The organism is Moorena sp. SIO4A5, from assembly GCF_010672005.1.
Classification (GTDB): Bacteria; Cyanobacteriota; Cyanobacteriia; order Cyanobacteriales; family Coleofasciculaceae; genus Moorena.
Window position 1 is genome coordinate 1 of the sequence record NZ_JAAHHZ010000009.1, and the last position, 18,560, is coordinate 18,560.

Below are 18,560 nucleotides of genomic sequence, written 5' to 3' on the forward strand. Positions count from 1 at the left end.
ATGGCATTGATCCCAATCCCCAAGGTACTCAAGTTGACTATATTTGGGTACCGGGTAGCTTTGAAATTTCATTGATGGCTCGCCAAGCTGCTCTTAGCGGTCGTTATGATGCAGTGATTTGCTTGGGCTCAGTGATTCGGGGTCAAACTCCCCATTTTGATTATGTCGCTGCTGAAGTAGCCAAGGGCATTGCTGCTGCCGGTTTTCAAACCGGGGTACCTGTTATTTTTGGTATTCTAACCGTAGATACCATGCAGCAAGCTCTAGAACGGGCGGGAATCAAGAGCAATAAAGGTTGGGATTATGCCATGAATGCCATAGAAATGGCTAACCTGATCCGGAGTTTTCGGGGTCAAGAGTCAATATTAGGCTATGAAGAGTCTGAACAGGGAACTTTGGGCCAACAAACTCTACCATTCTCGACAAATTGGACAATTGCTTCAGAATCTGACCCTGATTCCTAACATATGAGTTAATCTTGGAACATTTTCCTAATTTTCTTGAATCTGAAAACTCAGTAGAAGGGGTTGACAAATTTTGGCGGATCTGACATACTAGAAGGAGATAAGTTGAGGTGCGGGTATAGCTCAGTGGTAGAGCGTCACCTTGCCAAGGTGAATGTCGCGCGTTCGAATCGCGTTACCCGCTTGCGAATAGTAAATAAACCTGTCAGACCTAGAGTAAGGGAACCTGAGGGAGGCTGTGTTAAGCTTAAGCATCCCACTTGATGCCAACCGTGGCAATGAATAAGCTTATATAATAGATGGGGACATGCTTGGCTTTGTAGTGTCCCTATATTTAATTAAATCAAGCAGCACTACCAACCAATTAAAGGTTTTTTGATAAACCTAACCACCTAGTTTAAGCCTAGGCAATTCCCGGTAATTTCTGGGATTGCCGACTAGGTTGCAGACTAAGGATTTGTTTCCTACGTTGTTTTGGTCAAGATACCCAAGGATGAACTCCAGTCCCTGGCTCTATCGTTAACCATTAAGGTGAAGGCAAATGTGTGGTTAACCTAACAAGCTATTACAACCTTGTCGAGGAAAACATTACCGAATTGAGATGCACTAAAAATGCAGAATTATGTATTTGTCATTGACACAAACAAACAACCATTAAACCCCATTCCACCAAAGAAGGCACGAAGGTTATTAGACAAAGGCAAAGCGGCGGTTTTTAGGATGTACCCTTTTACTATTATTTTGAAAACTGCGATTCTGCAAAGCCGACGCTGCGCGAACGAGAATCCTGTTGTTACCAACTGTCAACTAAAAATTGATCCTGGTAGCCAGGTCACTGGGTTTGCTCTAGTCCAAAACAATCAGGTTATTTGGGGAATGGAATTAGAGCACAGGGGAGGACTAATCAAGAAAAAACTAGAATCTAGAAGAGCTGTAAGACACCGAAGACGTAATCGCAATACCCGTTACAGAAAGCCAAGATTCCTTAACCGCAAACGTTCAGAGGGCTGGCTTCCACCTAGTTTAGAGCATAGGATTTTGACTATTGAGACTTGGGTAAAACGATTAATCAAATTTTGTCCGGTTAACGAGATTTGGATCGAAAGAGTTAAATTTGATGCTCAAAAGATGCAGAATCCTGAAATCAGCGGCGTTGAGTACCAGCAAGGTGAGCGACGCGGATATGAGGTGAGAGAGTACTTACTAGAAAAATGGGGAAGGGAATGCACTTACTGCGGTAAACAATCCGTACCATTGCAAATCGAACACATTCACCCAAAGTCTAAGGGAGGAAGTAATCGGGTGAGCAATCTTTGTCTAGCCTGCGAGAAATGTAATCAACGGAAAGGTAATAAACCAATAGAAGAGTTTTTGAACAAGAAACCAAGCTTACTTCAGAAAATCAAGACCAAAGCCAAACAACCATTGAAAGATGCAGCGGCAGTCAATGCAACTCGCCAAAAATTAGTAAAAGTGCTTCGAGCAATCAAGTCTGTGGTTACTGGAACCGGAGCACAAACCAAGTACAACCGGACTAAGTTAGGTTTTCCTAAAGAGCATTGGATTGACGCTGCCTGTGTTGGGGATATTGAGCCTTTATGGTTAAGGACAAATCAACCACTATTAGTTACCTGCAAAGGGCAGGGAGGTAGACAGAAGGCAGCGCTCAATAAGTATGGCTATCCCATTAGGCACAACCCATTAAAGCCGATTAAGGGCTGGTGCAGTGGAGATATAGCCAAGAATGTGTTAACCGGTGAGTTTGGAAGAGTCAACCCTAGGAGTAAAAGCAATTCTTTCAATTACACAGTTCCAGGGAAAAAGGCCGTGAGCTTACACGTTAAAAATTTGACTAAAGTCCATAAAAAAGATGGATACGTTTACAACTTTTGCAAATAAATACCAGGAATTACCTGGGAATAATCGTCCTATCCCATCCAGATGTCTTTTGGTTTTTAATAACGCTTGTGCAATCTCAAAAAGGTCAAAAGATTGACTTAAACTCTGAGTATCCCTGCCCTTGTCGGCGTCGGGGTCATTTAGTGCCAATTACACTGACAGAAGCCCTTGGCTGCCATCGCTGTCAGCAAATTTTTGTGGTAGACGAAAGTGGTTATGTGATTGAGCAACTATCCACCCACTACCCCTATAAAAAAGCTTGGCGTTGGACAGGACATCGTTGGAATACAATCCATGGTAGTCTTGGGGAAAGCTACTTACCTGTAGCGTTGGGTATTGTATTAGTTCTGCTGATTGTCTGGTTGCCTTTGGCACTTCACTCCCAAAAAGGGCCAGGTATCATAGTCTGGGCATTACTGGCAGTACTGCTAGCAGTACTTCCGGCTATGATGGTTTGGCTAGCTTACCGGCGTTAATAAACAATGAACACAGACTCTGGGAGCAAGGCCTCGAAGTTACATGATTTAATGGCCAGTGTCCACCATGCTTCTCGGGCATTGGCAAACACCAAGGGAGAAGAGCGCTCTCGTGGCATCGAGGCCATGGCTCAAGGAATGCGAAATTCCTTTGATGATATTTTGGAAGCTAACACCCTAGATCTGGAAACCAGTAGGGACATGGCAGTGCCAGACCTAATTTTGGACTGGCTGAAGCTAACACCAGAAAGGCTACAGATGGCTATCGGGATCCTGGAAAGGATTGGAAAGTTATCTGATCCAATCCGGCGGGTAATGAACGCTTCCTATCAAACTGACCAATCTCAGACCTACTGTCAGCTAATGCCGTTGGGAGTGATTGCTCTAATTTATGAGGCATTCCCTGAACTAGGTGCAATTGCCGCAGGCTTTTGTCTCAAAACTGGTAACTCCCTGATTCTCAAAGGCAGTAGCGAAGCCAGTCAATCTAACCAGGTGATTGCTCAAGCGTTGCAAAATGCTTTGGATGAGGTCGGTTTGCCAACGGGATGTCTGGAACTATTCCCCTCTGGACAGGGAGCTTCGATTCGGGATTTGGTCACTCAAAATCCATATCTGAATTTGGTAATTCCCCACGGACGACCAACCCTGCTCAAGCAGGTGATCCAGCAATCAACTGCACCAGTTTTGCAATCGGCCATTGGTAACTGCTACCTTTACTGGTCTGCTAATGGTAACGTCGATCTGCTTAGGCATATGGTTTTAGATAGCCACGCCAGTCAGCCGGATCCCGTCAATGCTATTGAAAAAATTCTGATTAATCAGAATCAAAAAACCTCTGCCTTAGTTACCCTGTTGAACAACCTCAAGGAAAACGGTTTTGAACTCAGAGGTGATGCCAATCTAGTGGCTAAGTTTCCTGAACAATTGACCTTGGCAGCAGAATCCGAGTGGGGTCAAGCCTACTTGACCAAAACTATTGCGTTGAAAGTGGTAGATTCTATAGAATCAGGCATTGCTTGGATTAATCAATATAGTAGTGGTCATGCTGACTGCCTGGTGACAGATTCTTATCAGGAAAGCCGTCAGTTTGCCTTAGGTGTAGATAGTGCATCGGTTTACATTAATTCTTCACCAAGATTTTCACGGAATCCGCAACCAGGAGACTCCGTGTTTCTAGGTATGTCTAATCAAAAAGGACATTCTCGCGGCATGATTAGCCTGGAGACTCTCACTACCCTTAAACACGTAGTTCAGGGTAATGGGCAGTTTTAGGCGTTGGTCATTTGACCATTGGCTGCTCTTAAGCGGGAGGGGATCAATCGATCCATCCAGTATTCCAAATAGGCTCGATTTTCCTCAAGTTCAGCAGGATCCGTGGTATCCATCGGATGAGGTGCTAGCCCCAAAATCGCAGCTGTAGTGACACAAAACATAGATTTCTGGAAAGTTTGGCAAATTTTGACCCGCAAGTCAATTTCACCCCGATGCGATCGCATAAAAAAATCGCTGAGATACTTGGGTAGATAATGCCTCATATCCTGCATCAGCAATGTCGGTGGAATTCCAGCACCACCAATAGGCAATGGGTCAGCATACAATGCGCCATAGGTAAATCGGGTTTGATCTGGGGAAATCTGGTAGGCTTGGGCATTCAGAGATACTGTCCCCAGAAAGGGTGTTCCCCGGAAGAAAATTGCCTCTACATAGGGTACTCCTGTATCAGACAAGAAAGTCAAACCAACCGATTCGGGAATAATCTCATACCTTTGAGCGCCAATCTGAGGGGCATAGGTAATGGGTTTGTTTGCTGCTGCGACTAACCCTGCTTTAATATGGTCTACTACTTGGGGAATCGACTTAATTTCCCCTTCGTCATAGCCCTGAGATAGGGACATGAATATATCACTCATCACCCGCCAGAATTGCCCTAATCCACTGGTATAGGCAAGCATTCGCACTTGTTCGGGCAGGAATTCAGGAAATAGCTTGTTCATTCCCAGCATCAAGGGATTGCTCTTAAACTTTGCCTGAATTGCTTCGGCACATCGCTGCTCAAATTCATCGGTATCGAGATGAGTATCTAAGCCCCCACCACCGTGCCATAACATCGAGCGCATACAGTATTCAGCGTACTCAAAGTTAATTCGGTCGTGCCACCAATGACGTAAAAGCTTTGAGAATGAAATGTCGCCATTGAAGTATTTAAAGAAGGGAAAAAATACTAAAAATTGATGATCTGCAGTGTAGATAAGATTGCGGGAGTAAGCATCTAAAACAATGCCGTAGCTGTGAAGTATACCGACTACTTCCATCAGGTTTTCTGGGGAATCCGATAGCAGGGCACTACCAGTTTGTAGTCGCTTTATATACTCCTCTAGGGGATGAGTTCGTTTCGTTTTCTGGCTAACTAACATAATAATTAGGGTGAAGGGTGAAGGTTGAAAGTTGTTGAAGGTTGAAGGTTGTTTAAGGTTGAAAGTTTAAGGTTGAAGGTTGTTTAAGGTTTAAAGTTTAAGGTTTAAAGTTTAAGGTTTAAAGTTTAAGGTTTTTTAGGTGTTGAACGCGCACGCGTGGCCTTTTGGCTAAGGTTGAATGCGTTCGCTGAAAGCGGGCCTATCGGCAGAGCCGTTCGCCTTTGGCGTGGCCTACGGCCTCCGCTACGCGAACGTCCATCGCATTCAACCAGCTAACTTTCAACCAGCTAACTTTCAACCTGTTAACTTTCAACCTGTTAACCTACCCTACACCGAACGCCAAGGGCAAACAACCTGTTAACCTTCAACTATTGCTTGATACATTCACAGCTACATTCGGTGGTGTCGTTACCAAAGTTGCTGTGATCGGTTCACTTAAATTAAGTAACCATCCTGGTTGTAGTCCCAGAACCACAATCAATAGTGCTAAAACCAGCCCTGGTAATTGTTCTGTGAACTTAACGGTTGGTAAATCAGTTAAATGGTTAGCCAGACGACCAAAGAAGGCTCCACCAACTAGTTGTAAAAAGTAAACAACCGTTAAACCGGTGCTGAGCATGCATAGGATAGTTGGGATTGGTAATACCTGGAGACTACCCCAGTAGACCAGAAACTCAGAGATAAATCCCACCATGCCAGGGATACCAGCACTAGCCATTACACCAAGCACTATCAAACTACCAACTACTGGCATACCCCGTTCCGGATTTAATAGACCATTGAGGATAGTGATATCCCGTGAGCCAGTTTTCTTATAAATGATACCGACTAATAAAAACAGTAGCGCTGATATTAAACCGTGACTGATCATATGCAAAACTGAGGCTACCAACGCTAGCTTAGTGGCAGCAGCAGCAGCTAACAGAATGTATGCCATGTGAGCGACAGAACTATATGCCACCATTTTTTTCATATCTTTCTGGACAATGGCATTGAATGCTCCGTAAAGGGAACTCACTGCTGCCCAAATTCCCAACCAAGGTGCCAGAATTGTCCAAGGTTCCGGAAACAAACCTAAGCCAAACCGCAACAAACCATAGGTACCTAATTTCAGGAGCACACCAGCTAATAGAATTGAAACTGGGGTTGATGCTTCCACGTGGGCATCTGGCAACCAGGTATGGAATGGCACAAAGGGAATTTTAATCCCGAAGCCAATTAGAACCGCTCCTAAGAGAATTAATTGCTGAGCAACGGGTAGTAATGATGCCAGCTCCCTGGTCTCGGCGTAGCTAAAGCTAGAGGAACCACTCAAAAACACTAAGCCCAGGAATGACGCTAGAACCAAGGCTCCGGAAAGGGCTGTGTAGAGGAGAAACTTGGTTGCAGCATAGCCTCTGCGCTTACCCCCCCAAATTGCAATCAACAAATATAGGGGAATCAGTTCCAGCTCATAGAAGATAAAAAACAGCAGTAAATCCTGAGCTAGGAAGGCACCGGCAACAGCGCCATTTAGCAACAGCATCAGAGCGTAATACAACCTAGGGCGAATGACGTTGGAATCTGTGCAGTACAGGGCAATTGCGGTTAGCAGACCATTTAGGATTAGTAAGGGCAACGATAGACCATCTACCCCTAAACTATAGGTCAAACCAATCACCTGAATCCAAGGAAGATTTTCCTGAAATTGTAGATTCACGTCACCGGGGTTAAACATGGTCATCAATATTACTGACCAGAGGAAAATACCACCAGTAACCACCAAGGCAACTTGACGAGCTGCTTTAGCAGTGACATTCCCGGGCCAAAACCCCACTATCGCGGCACTCAGTATTGGTACCAAAATCAAGGCACTCAGCATAAATCGACCAGTCTCCTAATCATTTGTTTACTTGTTGTTATGGGGTTGGTTTGTTGAAGGTTGAAGGTTGGTTTGTTGAAGGTTGAAGGTTGGTTTGTTGAAGGTTGAAGGTTGGTTTGTTGAAGGTTGTTTGGTTGAAGGTTGGTTTGTTGAAGGTTGTTTGGTTGAAGGTTGAAGGTTGGTTTGTTGAAGGTTGTTTGGTTGAAGGTTGTTTGGTTGAAGGTTGTTTGGTTGCAGGTTGTTTAGTTGAACGCGATGGACGTTCGCGTAGCGTCGGCTCTGCCGATAGGCCCGCTTTCAGCGATCGCGTGGCCTTTTGGCCAAGGTTGATTGGTTGAACGCGATGGACGTTCGCGTAGCGTCGGCTCTGCCGATAGGCCCGCTTTCAGCGATCGCGTGGCCTTTTGGCCAAGGTTCAACAGTCAAAGGGCTAACTTTCAACGGGCTCACCTTGGCCTATTGGCCACGCTACGCGAACAACCTGCTCACCTTCAACCTGCTCACCTTCAACCTGCTCACCTTCAACCTGCTAACTTTCAACCTGCTCACCTTCAACCTGCTCACCTTCAACCTGCTCACCTTCAACCTGCTCACCTTCAACGGGCTAACCTTCAACGGGCTAACCTTCAACGGGCTAACCTTCAACGGGCTAACCTTCAACCTGCTAACCTTCAACCTGCTAACCTTCAACCTTTAACTAATGACCTATCAACAAAGACCACTGCTCCAAAGACCACTGACTCAAAGACCACTGATTCAAGGGCCAGGTGATGAAGATTGCTAATAAGCTGATTCCTAAAAGGATAGTCAGTACATAAAACTGTGATTTACCGGAAACGCTGTATTTTAAGCTTTGACCACTAAATACTGTTCCTAAACCAACCAGATTGACTAACCCATCAACGATATATCTATCAACCCAAGCTGTAATCTTGGAAAATAGGAGAACAGCAAACACGATGGTGTAACGATACAGTTCGTCCAGGTAAAAGTCATAGGCGAATAGGTCTTGGAACAATTTCAACGGCATCCGAATTGACCGCGACCAGGTTCTGGGTAGGTAAATTAAAGCCCCTGCAGTGCAACCTACGACACCAGAGATTATCAAGGTTACCTCGGCTAGGAGATTGAGATCCTCCCATTCCGATAGCAATTCCATCGGACGTATTAGCACTGGTACCAGCAATGTCAGTATGGTTAACGCTACCATTGGTAAGGCCATAGCCCACGGTACTTCTGGTGCTCGACGGGTCTTCGCTTGGGGTTTCCCTAGGAAAACTAGCCGAAACACCCGGACTAAACCTAAGGCAGTAACTGCGTTAACGAAGAGAAAGGGTATGACCAGAAGAGGGGCATCAAACCAAAAGGCGTTAATCCCTTCACTCATTGCCCAAAAGCCACCCAGGGGGAAAAGTCCAATCAGACCAACGATACCCACGGCAAAGGCAGTGCTAGTAGCGGGCATTTTTGACCCTAAGCCCCCCAATTCAGCTAAATTTTGGTTATTAGTGTTGAAGATTACCCCCCCGATGCTCATAAACATCAAGGCTTTAGCAAAGGCATGGGCAACCAGTAAAATCACACCAATATCAGCGCGCTGCATTCCAACCGCGATAAATACTAAACCAATGTAAGCGCTGGTGGAATGGGAAAGCGATCGCTTAATATCGATTTGTGCGATCGCTACCATTGAGGTGCCTAGTGCTGTGATAGTACCAATAACTACTAACACCGATAAGGTCAACGGTGAGACCATGGTCACGATCGGCACCAGTTTAATCAGCACATAAGTACCACAAGTCACCACCAAGGAATTCCGCAGTACTGAAGCGGGATTGGGTCCCTCCATCGCCTCATCCAACCATAAATTCAAGGGGAATTGGGCACATTTACCAATTGGACCAGCAATCAAAGCCAATCCCAGTAAGTTACCCACTAGTGGCGGTAGATTAGCTGAATAAGCCCAGGTATACAAGTCTGAAAAGGTTAAGCTTCCCGCAAAGGTGGCTAAGCTCACCACCCCAACTAGCAGCAAGATATCTCCTACACGCTTGGTTAGAAAAGCATCTCGGGCAGCTTTGAGTGCTAAAGGCTGAGCGTACCAAAAACCCACAATGAGCAAAGTACACACCGTGAGCATCTCCAACAGAGCATAGGTCAGGAATAAGGAATTACTCAAGACAATTCCGATCAATGCCCCTTCAAAAAATCCCATCAGGGCAAAGAAGCGAGCTAATCCCCAATCTTTCTCCATATATCCGAGAGCATAGAGTTGCGCCAATAGACTTAGGCTGGTGATAAACTCCATTGCTGCAGTACTCACTGGTGAGACTTCCAGAACAAATGATATGTCAATATCAGCAACCATTAGCCAGTGAAACTCTATCTCTTGCACCGCTTCCTGTAATGAAGCTTGGAAGATCAGCCAGCCATGAATGCAGGCGAAAAGTGTCATCAACAGGTTAAAGTAAGCCGCTGGTCTCGGTCCCGTACGACGCACTATTCCTGTTGCCCAGGGGATAGTTAAAAATGCCCCAATCCAACTGTAAATGGGAACTACCCAAATCGTCTGAGTAAGCAACTCAGTCATCACGCCTTGACCTCATCATTTCTGCAATCAATTAAATAAAAATCGGTACTAATTAGCCCAAACGTCTTTTTAAAGTGACGATTTTCCTCGGTTTACAGCTAATAATGTGGTGATTTGTCTTAAATCATTACTATTTTTACAACTTTATCAGTTAAGGGTTATCTTGGACATAATCCAGGCTTATTTTTTCCGAATATTTTTTTGATTATTACCATAAAACACTGCTTTTGGAATCATGACAAGTAACCTTTATAGAACCCATCAAGCTAACTTATTCAAGGTCAAGTCTGGCTTGACAACCGATCAAGCTAAGGGATTAAAGCTCAAATCAGGCTTGACAACCCATCTATCCACCCATCTATCCTTAGTCAGGTTAGAGCGACCCAGTTCCCAGTGCCGTAACCCAGGAACTCGGTGACCGCACTCAAATTCTGGCGCTTAGTGAGGATTACTTATCTAAAAGTTATAAAAAAATTATAAAACAAAAGCAACCATTCTCCAAAACGGTGAATTTTCGTTAACTAATCTAGCTGACCCCCTCGGAATGTTAAGTTTTGTTAAGGTCTCTCATTAAGAAGTATTATCATATTTTATATTGTCAAATACGCCAAGGTTCTCTATGCTTAGTTTTGGTTGTCCTTTAAACAAAGATGTTGAGGGCATTCCCCGTCTACTATCTTTGTTTCAGCCGGGGTGTTAGCGTAGCGTGGCCGAAAGGCCAGGGAAACAATCACTTTTGGTTAGGCAAACCCACACCCCCCTCCACCCTTTAATCCCCCCCAAACTAACCATGAGGCGGATTAAGACCGGAGCAAGGGAAGCACAGAAGCACGACCAATACAGTTAGCTACCTGAATTAGCTAGGTGAATTAGCTAGGTCAGTTAGCTAGCTAAGTTAGCTACCTGCTATGACGTTGGTCGGCTCACGTTCTGACGGTGTATCGAAAAGGCCGATTTACCCGGCAACATTGCAGTTATCTGCAATACCACAGAAACCCTAACTACACTGCCCTAACTACACTGCAAGGTTAGTTAGGGAGCGTTAATCACTCTTATTTGACTAATCCACTAGGAGAAAAGCGAAATGCCAATTGCTGTTGGAATGATTGAAACTGAGGGCTTTCCAGCTGTTGTAGAAGCAGCTGATGCGATGGTTAAAGCCGCTCGCGTCACCCTTGTGGGTTATGAAAAAATCGGTAGCGCTCGTGTAACCGTGATTGTGCGGGGAGATGTCTCCGAGGTGCAAGCTTCCGTATCCGCTGGGATAGAATCAGCAAACCGGGTGAATGGAGGTAAGGTGGTATCAACCCACATCATCGCTCGTCCCCATGAAAACTTAGAGTATGTCCTACCAATTCGTTACAGCGAAGCTGTGGAACAGTTCCGTAGCTACTAGCCAAGATGCTCCTAAAAACCATAGAGAGTCTAGAGGCAATTGGCACAAGCTTGGGTGCTGAACTCGTTGGTATGCAGTGACTATAGGTTTAGCAAAGAGCGCTTATATGCCGTCACAACCATCCCACGTGTGGTCAGCGCGTGGGTTGATCAAAATCTTGATAAACGTCTAGGAGTAAAATTCATGTCAATTGCTGTGGGAATGGTGGAAACCCTTGGTTTTCCAGCGGTTGTAGAAGCCGCAGATGCGATGGTGAAAGCGGCTCGTGTCACCCTTGTGGGTTATGAAAAAATTGGTAGCGCTCGTGTAACCGTGATTGTGCGGGGAGATGTTTCCGAAGTGCAAGCCTCGGTAGCTGCTGGAATTGATAACGTTAAGCGTGTCAATGGAGGTCAGGTATTATCTACCCATATTATTGCTCGACCTCACGAAAACCTGGAGTATGTTCTACCAATTCGTTATACCGAAGATGTGGAACAGTTCCGGGAGAGTACTAACGCCATCCGTCCGATGAACCGTCCATAATCGTCCGCCAATTTGAGATTCAAGACATGCCGGTGTCAAGTAGGGGATGTGCTTACCATGAGGGGAGAGATTGCTTGATCCACTAGTTTTGGCTTGGCCATATAACTGCTCCCTAATCCATCTCCCCCCAAGTCCTGTCACCCCAAGTCCTGTAATAATTTAGGTCAATGCAAATTGCCAAGGTCCGAGGCACGGTCGTTAGTACTTATAAAGATCCTAGTCTTAGAGGAACTAAATTCCTTTTCCTGCAATACCTAGATGATGCAGGAGAACCACTGCCCAAGTATGAGGTAGCTGCTGACATAGTCGGTGCTGGTATAAATGAGTGGGTGCTAGTCAGCCGTGGCAGCGCGGCTCGGCAAGTTGGTGAGAGTGACAAGCGTCCCATCGACGCTATGGTGGTGGGGATTATTGACACGGTCAGTGTGGACAATAGCATGCTCTACAGCAAAAAAGACCAGTATTAGTGAGTAGGTTCGGACAATAGTAGCTTTGGGTAGTAGCTTTGGGTAGTAGCTTTGGGTAGTAGCTTTGGGTAGTAGCTTATGGCTTGTTATCCATTGCTCGATTCTGACCCGACCCCTATAGCTTTCCAAAGCAGTTATTTGTAACGATAAGCCATAACGGTAGAGGTTAACTATTAACAATCCAGCAATTTCTGCATGATTACATTTCCCGAGTGGGAGCAGCAGAAATAACTAACCCCAATCCTCAAGTGTGGGGCTTGACAAAAATCTATTTCATGACAGTGTATCTCAAATAAAAATTAGGAGGAAAACATCTATGGCATTTAGCACCCAGGCAGCTCCCCCAACACCTTGGTCACGGGATCTGGCTGAACCAAAAATTGATGACACAGCTTATGTCCATTCTTTTTCCAACATTATTGGAGATGTAGAGATTGGGCCAAATGTATTGATTGCCTCGGGAACCTCGATTCGAGCTGATGAAGGGGGACCATTTTACATCGGTGAAGGTACCAATATTCAAGATGGTGTTGTGATTCATGGTCTTGAAGAAGGTCGGGTTGTTGGGGATGACCAGAAAGAGTACTCGGTGTGGATTGGCAAGAATGCATCGATTACCCACATGAGCCTGATTCATGGTCCTGCTTATATCGGGGATGATTGCTTTATTGGCTTTCGCTCTACGGTGTTTAATGCTAGAGTTGGCAAGGGCTGTATTGTGATGATGCATGCCCTTGTTCAGGATGTCGAAATTCCTCCCGGTAAATATGTTCCTTCCGGAGCGGTGATTACTAATCAGCAGCAAGCTGACCGACTACCGGATGTAGAAGAGCAAGATAGAACGTTTGCTAACCATGTGGTGGCAATCAATGAGGCATTGCGGGCGGGTTATCAGTGTGCAGAGGATGATTCCTGCATGATGCCCATCCGCAAAGAAATTGCTGAAAATGCTGACTCTAATGGTCATAGTAGCCCTGATAGTTCCCATAAATCTTTCAGATCAATGTCTTCAAATACAGGATTAAGTTCAGAGCTTCAACAACGAGTTCGTCAACTGTTAGGCCAAGGATACCGAATTGGTGCTGAATATGCTGATGAGCGTCGCTTCCGTACTAGTTCCTGGAAGAGTGCTTCCGGAATACACTCCGATCGTGAATCAGAAGTGCTCCAATCCTTGGGTGATTGTCTGGCAGACCACGCTGGTGAGTATGTCCGACTAATTGGGATTGACCCGAAAGCTAAACGCCGGGTGTGTGAAGAGATTATCCAAAAACCGGGTGGCCCTGTTTCTGGAAGTTCCACTGGATCTGGTTCAAGAAGCTACAGCCCCTACAGCTCTGCTCCTCAACCTACTGCGGGTTTCTCTAGCAATGGCTTAGACTCATCAGTGGATGATCTAGTTCGTCAACTGTTGTCCCAAGGGTATCGGATTGGTATTGAGTATGCTGATGAGCGTCGCTTCCGGACTAGTTCCTGGAAGAGTGCTCCTGGAATCAACTCCGATAATGTATCACAGGCTTTGGCAGACCTAGGGGCTTGTTTGGCAGACCACGCTGGTGAGTATGTCCGACTGATTGGGATTGACCCGCAAGCCAAGCGCCGGGTGATGGAAAAGATTATTCAAAAACCAGGGGACACTGCAAAGCCTGCTGCTAAACCTAGTAGTAGTTATAGCTATACTCCCCGTTCAACCCAATCCTCAGGATTCAATGGCAGCAAGGTTTCTGGTTCATCCTTGAGTCAAGATATCGTTGAGCAGATCCGTAACCTGTTGTCCCAAGGTTATCGGATTGGTACTGAACATGCGGATAAACGTCGATTCCGCACCAGTTCTTGGCAGAGTTGCTCCCCCATTGACTCTACTCGGGTTTCAGAGGTGGTTGAAGGTCTAGAAACCTGCTTGGTTCAACATTCGGGTGAGTATGTACGGTTGATTGGTATTGATCCGAAAGCTAAACGGCGTGTTCTAGAGACGCTGATTCAAAAGCCTTAATTTATAAGCATAGCACAGGGAACAGGGAACAGATAGGGAAGTGTGGGAAGTGTGGGAAGTGTGGGAAGTGTGGGTAGATGGGGGGAAGCCCCAATACCGCACTGCATCCCTTAGAAAACAAACCGTCAAACCCTATCCCCCTACTCCCTTGCTGCGAGAACCATTTAATTTAAATCAAGACCAGCTTATTTATAGGTATTAGACTTCTTGCAACGGTAAAGAAGCCCTCAAAAATGATAGTGCTAGAGTCAAATTTAATCCCAAAACCCTTTACCCAAAACCCTTTACCCCCAAAACTGCGGCGAAGTCTACTGTGCCAAAAATTATGCACTTGCCTAAACTTCAATTGAGTAATAATTCTCATATATACGTGGAAGGAAATGTGAGCGTTGATCCTAGTGCTGTTATTTCAGCAGGGGTAATTTTGCGAGCGGATCGAGATAGTAAAATAACGATTGCAGCCGGTGTTTGTATCGGTATGGGAGCAATTATTCATGCTCACAAAGGTACTGTGGAGGTGGAATCAGGAGCGAGTTTAGGCGCTGGGGTTCTGGTCGTGGGGAAGGGAAAAATTGGCGCTAATGCTAGTATTGGCTCCCTGACCACAATTTGGAATCATTCTGTAGAATCCCTACAAGTGGTGCCATCAGCGTCGGTGTTGGGAGATAAGGGGCGTCCATTACCGGAAGAGTCTCAACCAAATCCTGATAGCTTGGAGCAGAAACCTCAGGAGTCGTCATCAACTGTACCTGAAAACAGCTTTACCACGGAATCTGTGAATGGTCAAGTGCCATCCACCAGTAATACGGTGGCTACAGAGACAACAGAGACTAATACAACAGAGACTAATACTACAGATACCAATTCTACAGAGACTAACACAACAGAAACTATTGAGGCTGAGACGACGGCTGAGTCGCAGACAGAATCACCAGCCCCGAAGACTCAACCTACTGTTCATGGGCAGGGGAGCTTGAACCGATTACTGGATACTCTGTTTCCTTACAATCAATCTTTCAATAGTCCTAGCAAAGATACATAACAGCTACCTAGACTCATCTCTTTTATGCGATCGCTTAATTTGTGTTCGCGCAGCGTGACCAAAGGTCAATCGAGTAATTTGCGAACGCGCCCCGCGTGACCATTCGCGTAGCGTGGCCTTTTGGCCAAGGTCAATCCCATAGCGGCTCGCTAGAACCATCCCATAACAGCTCCTCAATCACAATAACTCCCGGCTGATCTGAGGGAAAACTCCGCTTTCTGCCAACTCAAAGTCGGCAAAGTCAAAGCCTGGTGCAACAACGCAGCTCACCAGAGAAAAACTATCATCTTGTGAAGGAATCGCCCCAAACCATGTACCGCCTGGCAAACAATAGTAAGGATGAGCACCGTCTGTCAAACTGGCTCCCAGTAGTATGCCCCGTTGTGAACCGGTCTCGTCAAGGTAGTTGAGACACAATGGTACACCAGCATGATAAAACCACAGTTCATCAGACCTGATACGATGCCACGATGAATATTCACCACTACGGAGGAGATAATAGATTGAGGTAGCAACAGACCGTACTCCAAAAGGTGTCTTTACGACCTGATCTGATCGATACATCTCTCGATAAAACCCCCCCTCAGGATGTGGTACGAGTTGCAATGCTTGTATAATGTACTCGGCTTCCATATCTGTTCTATCGTTTTTACAAAAGTTAGATATTGATAGTTTTTCGGAAAGATGTAGTTATTTTGGCATTGCTTCGTTTTAGAATCAATCCTATGTTTGCCACAGCTGAGGTCTGCCTAGGTGACGTTCCTACACTTCACTATCCGTTAAGTGTAAGCTTCTAGCACTCCTTAGAGCTACTAAAACTTCCTTTGAGGTACTATTAGTTATAGAGCTATCTATAACCGGATTCCCCTTACAGCGTTTTATAGTGGGGAACACGCCCAGCCCCACTCGTTTTAGGTTAATTGCGGCATTAATATCGCGGTCAACCAATAACATTTCTTGCTCATCCCAATACTCGCGGAGGTCGCAATCCGTGAATACAAACTCGTCTCGATAGCTTAACAGCTGAGAGGTATAGGCAGGGTTACACTTTTTCGTTACTGCTCCAGCTTTTCCAGCTATGTAGTCCAGTACCTCAAAGAACTGCCCAAACCCTGCGTCCAACCAAGACTTATTTAATCCAGATTTAGCGGACTGTCCATTAGGCAAATATCCACCCTTCCCATCTGGCTTGGGTTTATTTCGTTTATTTAAACCAGTAAGGTTCAAATTTTCATAATAGAAAACTTTTTTTCCGCTTCTAACCAGAACATGAGCTGTTTTATAGGCATGATCCTTTCGGCTCCTAGCAATCCGTTGATGTATTCTCGCTTCACGGGATTGCAATTTCCTTCTAGCTTTACTACCTTTTGTCTTGGCATTCTTTTTTGTCTGTACCTTTTCTAAATAGGACTTACGCACAGAATCCATGGGTAGGGTGGGCAAGGTTTTGCCCACCCTACAGGTAGCGTTAAATTGAGGGATTTGCGTAAGTCCTACTAAATAAGAATGATTCTTACGGTAAGACTTAAGTGAAGGTAGTTTGGTATTTTCAGATGTTGCTAGATAATCGTCTCCGTAAAGTACGGCATCCAACCCTATGCCATTATCCCAAGTGGGAATAACACTTTCTGGTGTAAACGCTGGTACTGTAGAATCTTCTAAGCATAAGGTTGTGTACCAACCATCGGTTTTCTTGGTGATTAGAATATTCTTGATCTTAAACCCGTCGGGCAGCGGACGATGTAGGCGTACTTTGAGCCAGCCCTTGAGTTTACTTATCTTTAGCCATATCCATTTCCTCTCGATTCTAGCTACAGAAAAACAGTCTTTCCCATCTATCTTTAAAGTCCTATATCTAGCTTGATTTTTAAATCTAGGTTTTCCGCTACGACTACCATTACAATCGCCTTTGATGAATCGACTGAAAGCTAGGTCTGCTCTTTTACATACGTCCTGTAAAGTATTCGCCGGAACTCGGGTAAAGTCCAGCAATTCACCTGAGTGGACAACTGTCACCAAGTCTTTTTTCCAGATTGGTAACAGCTTTTTTTGACTGAAATAACCGGGGTTATCTCTGAGTTCTGGTAGATAAGTAATCAACGGACAAGAATTAACAGCAGTGCGGTTTTCATTCCACCACCGAAAGCGATCGCCCAACTGCCAGTTGTACCAGTACCGACAAATCCGTAGCCAATCATTTAGTTCTAGTTTTTGTTGAGTACTTGGATAAGCCTGGTATTGGTAGTTGAGCAGCATCACGATCACCTCCTAGTTTTTATTGCGCTTTACATATTATAGACTGTTCTAAATTGGGTGAGGGACTTTCGTCTTAGGGAGTAGGGAAATGGGGAGATGGGGAGATGGGGAGATGGGGAGATGGGGAGATGGGGAGATGGGGAGATGAAGAGATGGGGAGATGGGGAGATGGGGATTTTATTATAATTTTTGCCTAATTTCAAAATTAATTAATTCATTACTATTATCAATCCTATACTAATCAGGCAATTTGGCATCGTCAATTTTAGGGCTTTTTATCAAGTATTGACATTTATTTTTTATGTGACTATAATTCAAGCTAAATTTATTAGTTTAAAAGCGATTATGATAAATCATAATAATTTATCATAACAAAAAAATCCTGTTAACTATTTCTTGCTGTTCCCTGCTCCCTGTTCCCTATTATCTACATACTGAAGGAGGATACTTTCTGTGACTAATATTTATCACCAATTAGCTCTTGTTACTACTGCTGTCGCTTTAACCTCTGCTACTGTTGCCGTTTTACCGGCTGCTGCTGAGCAAATAATTAACCAAGAATTCAGTGGCGAACTTGAATTGTCGGATTTTCCTAGTTTTCTGCCAGAGCCTCCTCCCAAAACTAGAGATTACGAGGGGTTTGTTGAGTACAATCCTGAAGGAGAATTACTTTCTTGGTTTCTTGATGTAGAAGGGTTAGAGCAAGTCGGTTCTGATATTACTCTTGAACCGTTTCCTTCTCCGTTTCCTCTTCCTCCTAGAACCTTTGTTACTACCTTTAACGCTACCCCTGATAGTTGGATTATAGATATCGATTTTGGTAGGGCTTTTGATGCCGGGGCTTATATCCTTACCTGGAACAGAGAGTCAGGAATTACCTTTACTCTTGGAGGTTCCCTATTACCTCCAACTGTCTATGTTGATCCCAATCCTAATTTTAAGGAAACTATCACCGAGGATCCTTCAAAGCCAGATGCAACCAGTGTACCTGAACCTGCTTCTGGATTAGCGCTGCTGGGACTTAGTGCTTTAGGTGCTGGTTCTTTTTTGAAAAGAAAGGATAAATAATAAGGGATTCTGGTTCAGTCCTATCAACTAAAAATATCACCATAATTGTAGAGCGAGTTAAGTCCATTATTATGGACTTTTTTTTATGATAATCTATAAAATTAAT

21 protein-coding genes and 1 tRNA gene are annotated in these 18,560 nt (G+C 44.8%); 15 read left to right on the forward strand and 7 right to left on the reverse strand.

Features of this window, described 5'->3' with window-relative positions:
* The 5 genes from ribH to F6K57_RS06010 all read left to right on the forward strand — a co-directional run.
* The coding region (gene ribH / locus F6K57_RS05990; RefSeq protein ID WP_293065738.1) for a 6,7-dimethyl-8-ribityllumazine synthase at positions 1 to 464 on the forward strand (464 nt) is incomplete at its 5' end.
* A 112-nt stretch (positions 465 to 576) separates the two neighbouring features.
* Positions 577 to 648: transfer RNA gene (locus F6K57_RS05995), tRNA-Gly, on the forward strand.
* Positions 649 to 1,076: 428 nt separating this feature from the next.
* Positions 1,077 to 2,363 (forward strand): RNA-guided endonuclease IscB, encoded by a 1,287-nt coding sequence (gene iscB / locus F6K57_RS06000; protein WP_293018935.1) that lies wholly within the window; start codon positions 1,077 to 1,079, stop codon positions 2,361 to 2,363.
* A gap of 68 nt (positions 2,364 to 2,431) precedes the next feature.
* Positions 2,432 to 2,839 (forward strand): hypothetical protein, encoded by a 408-nt coding sequence (locus F6K57_RS06005; protein ID WP_293018933.1) that lies wholly within the window; start codon positions 2,432 to 2,434, stop codon positions 2,837 to 2,839.
* A gap of 6 nt (positions 2,840 to 2,845) precedes the next feature.
* Positions 2,846 to 4,114 (forward strand): glutamate-5-semialdehyde dehydrogenase, encoded by a 1,269-nt coding sequence (locus tag F6K57_RS06010; protein WP_293018932.1) that lies wholly within the window; start codon positions 2,846 to 2,848, stop codon positions 4,112 to 4,114.
* On the opposite strand, the gene F6K57_RS06015 is transcribed toward F6K57_RS06010, so the two are convergent.
* On the reverse strand, positions 4,111 to 5,256 hold the full coding sequence (locus F6K57_RS06015; protein ID WP_293065744.1) for a CO2 hydration protein: 1,146 nt from the start codon (positions 5,254 to 5,256) through the stop codon (positions 4,111 to 4,113). The genes F6K57_RS06010 and F6K57_RS06015 overlap by 4 nt on opposite strands.
* A gap of 226 nt (positions 5,257 to 5,482) precedes the next feature.
* Here F6K57_RS06015 and F6K57_RS06020 point away from each other — a divergent pair, with 226 nt between their 5' ends.
* Positions 5,483 to 5,617, forward strand: a complete 135-nt coding sequence (locus F6K57_RS06020; protein ID WP_293018929.1) for a hypothetical protein — start codon at positions 5,483 to 5,485, stop codon at positions 5,615 to 5,617.
* Positions 5,618 to 5,620: 3 nt separating this feature from the next.
* On the opposite strand, the gene F6K57_RS06025 is transcribed toward F6K57_RS06020, so the two are convergent.
* Positions 5,621 to 7,117, reverse strand: a complete 1,497-nt coding sequence (locus F6K57_RS06025) for an NADH-quinone oxidoreductase subunit M (RefSeq protein ID WP_293018928.1) — start codon at positions 7,115 to 7,117, stop codon at positions 5,621 to 5,623.
* Positions 7,118 to 7,359: 242 nt separating this feature from the next.
* Positions 7,360 to 7,536: a hypothetical protein gene (locus F6K57_RS06030; protein ID WP_293065748.1), complete on the reverse strand. Its 177-nt coding sequence runs from the start codon at positions 7,534 to 7,536 to the stop codon at positions 7,360 to 7,362.
* Here F6K57_RS06030 and F6K57_RS06035 point away from each other — a divergent pair.
* Positions 7,514 to 7,888 carry a pentapeptide repeat-containing protein gene (locus F6K57_RS06035; RefSeq protein ID WP_293065751.1) on the forward strand — a complete coding sequence of 125 codons (375 nt, stop codon included), beginning with the start codon at positions 7,514 to 7,516 and terminating at the stop codon, positions 7,886 to 7,888. The genes F6K57_RS06030 and F6K57_RS06035 overlap by 23 nt on opposite strands.
* On the opposite strand, the gene F6K57_RS06040 is transcribed toward F6K57_RS06035, so the two are convergent.
* On the reverse strand, positions 7,815 to 9,707 hold the full coding sequence (locus tag F6K57_RS06040) for an NAD(P)H-quinone oxidoreductase subunit F (RefSeq protein WP_293065754.1): 1,893 nt from the start codon (positions 9,705 to 9,707) through the stop codon (positions 7,815 to 7,817). The two genes, F6K57_RS06035 and F6K57_RS06040, sit on opposite strands and share 74 nt — an antisense overlap.
* Positions 9,708 to 9,942: 235 nt before the next feature.
* On the opposite strand from F6K57_RS06040, the gene F6K57_RS06045 reads away from it, so the two are divergent.
* From F6K57_RS06045 to F6K57_RS06075, 7 genes are all read left to right on the forward strand, one after another.
* Positions 9,943 to 10,125, forward strand: coding sequence for a hypothetical protein (locus F6K57_RS06045; RefSeq protein ID WP_075902542.1), 183 nt, complete (start codon positions 9,943 to 9,945; stop codon positions 10,123 to 10,125).
* Between the two features lie 666 nt (positions 10,126 to 10,791).
* Positions 10,792 to 11,103: a carbon dioxide-concentrating mechanism protein CcmK gene (locus tag F6K57_RS06050; RefSeq protein ID WP_008185070.1), complete on the forward strand. Its 312-nt coding sequence runs from the start codon at positions 10,792 to 10,794 to the stop codon at positions 11,101 to 11,103.
* A 183-nt stretch (positions 11,104 to 11,286) separates the two neighbouring features.
* Positions 11,287 to 11,628 (forward strand): carbon dioxide-concentrating mechanism protein CcmK, encoded by a 342-nt coding sequence (locus F6K57_RS06055; RefSeq protein WP_293018921.1) that lies wholly within the window; start codon positions 11,287 to 11,289, stop codon positions 11,626 to 11,628.
* A gap of 167 nt (positions 11,629 to 11,795) precedes the next feature.
* Complete coding sequence (locus tag F6K57_RS06060; RefSeq protein ID WP_008185074.1) at positions 11,796 to 12,095, forward strand: EutN/CcmL family microcompartment protein; 300 nt, start codon at positions 11,796 to 11,798, stop codon at positions 12,093 to 12,095.
* Between the two features lie 316 nt (positions 12,096 to 12,411).
* Complete coding sequence (locus F6K57_RS06065; protein WP_293065759.1) at positions 12,412 to 14,088, forward strand: ribulose bisphosphate carboxylase small subunit; 1,677 nt, start codon at positions 12,412 to 12,414, stop codon at positions 14,086 to 14,088.
* 40 nt (positions 14,089 to 14,128) lie between these two features.
* Positions 14,129 to 14,290 (forward strand): hypothetical protein, encoded by a 162-nt coding sequence (locus tag F6K57_RS06070; protein ID WP_293018914.1) that lies wholly within the window; start codon positions 14,129 to 14,131, stop codon positions 14,288 to 14,290.
* A 180-nt stretch (positions 14,291 to 14,470) separates the two neighbouring features.
* The gene (locus tag F6K57_RS06075) at positions 14,471 to 15,130 is read left to right on the forward strand and encodes a hypothetical protein (protein WP_293065762.1); all 660 of its coding nucleotides are present in this window, start codon (positions 14,471 to 14,473) and stop codon (positions 15,128 to 15,130) included.
* Positions 15,131 to 15,133: 3 nt separating this feature from the next.
* Here F6K57_RS06075 and F6K57_RS06080 read toward each other — a convergent pair whose 3' ends face one another.
* The 3 genes from F6K57_RS06080 to F6K57_RS06090 all read right to left on the reverse strand — a co-directional run bounded on the left by F6K57_RS06080 (position 15,134) and on the right by F6K57_RS06090 (position 17,386).
* Positions 15,134 to 15,289: a hypothetical protein gene (locus tag F6K57_RS06080; protein WP_293065765.1), complete on the reverse strand. Its 156-nt coding sequence runs from the start codon at positions 15,287 to 15,289 to the stop codon at positions 15,134 to 15,136.
* An 18-nt stretch (positions 15,290 to 15,307) separates the two neighbouring features.
* Positions 15,308 to 15,763 (reverse strand): cupin domain-containing protein, encoded by a 456-nt coding sequence (locus F6K57_RS06085; protein WP_293065767.1) that lies wholly within the window; start codon positions 15,761 to 15,763, stop codon positions 15,308 to 15,310.
* A 129-nt stretch (positions 15,764 to 15,892) separates the two neighbouring features.
* Positions 15,893 to 17,386 (reverse strand): transposase, encoded by a 1,494-nt coding sequence (locus F6K57_RS06090; protein WP_293065770.1) that lies wholly within the window; start codon positions 17,384 to 17,386, stop codon positions 15,893 to 15,895.
* A gap of 453 nt (positions 17,387 to 17,839) precedes the next feature.
* Between F6K57_RS06090 and F6K57_RS06095 the strand changes: the two genes are divergently transcribed.
* A complete protein-coding gene (locus F6K57_RS06095) occupies positions 17,840 to 18,454 on the forward strand; it encodes a PEP-CTERM sorting domain-containing protein (protein ID WP_293065773.1) in 615 nt (204 codons plus the stop codon).
* Positions 18,455 to 18,560 lie beyond the last annotated feature (106 nt).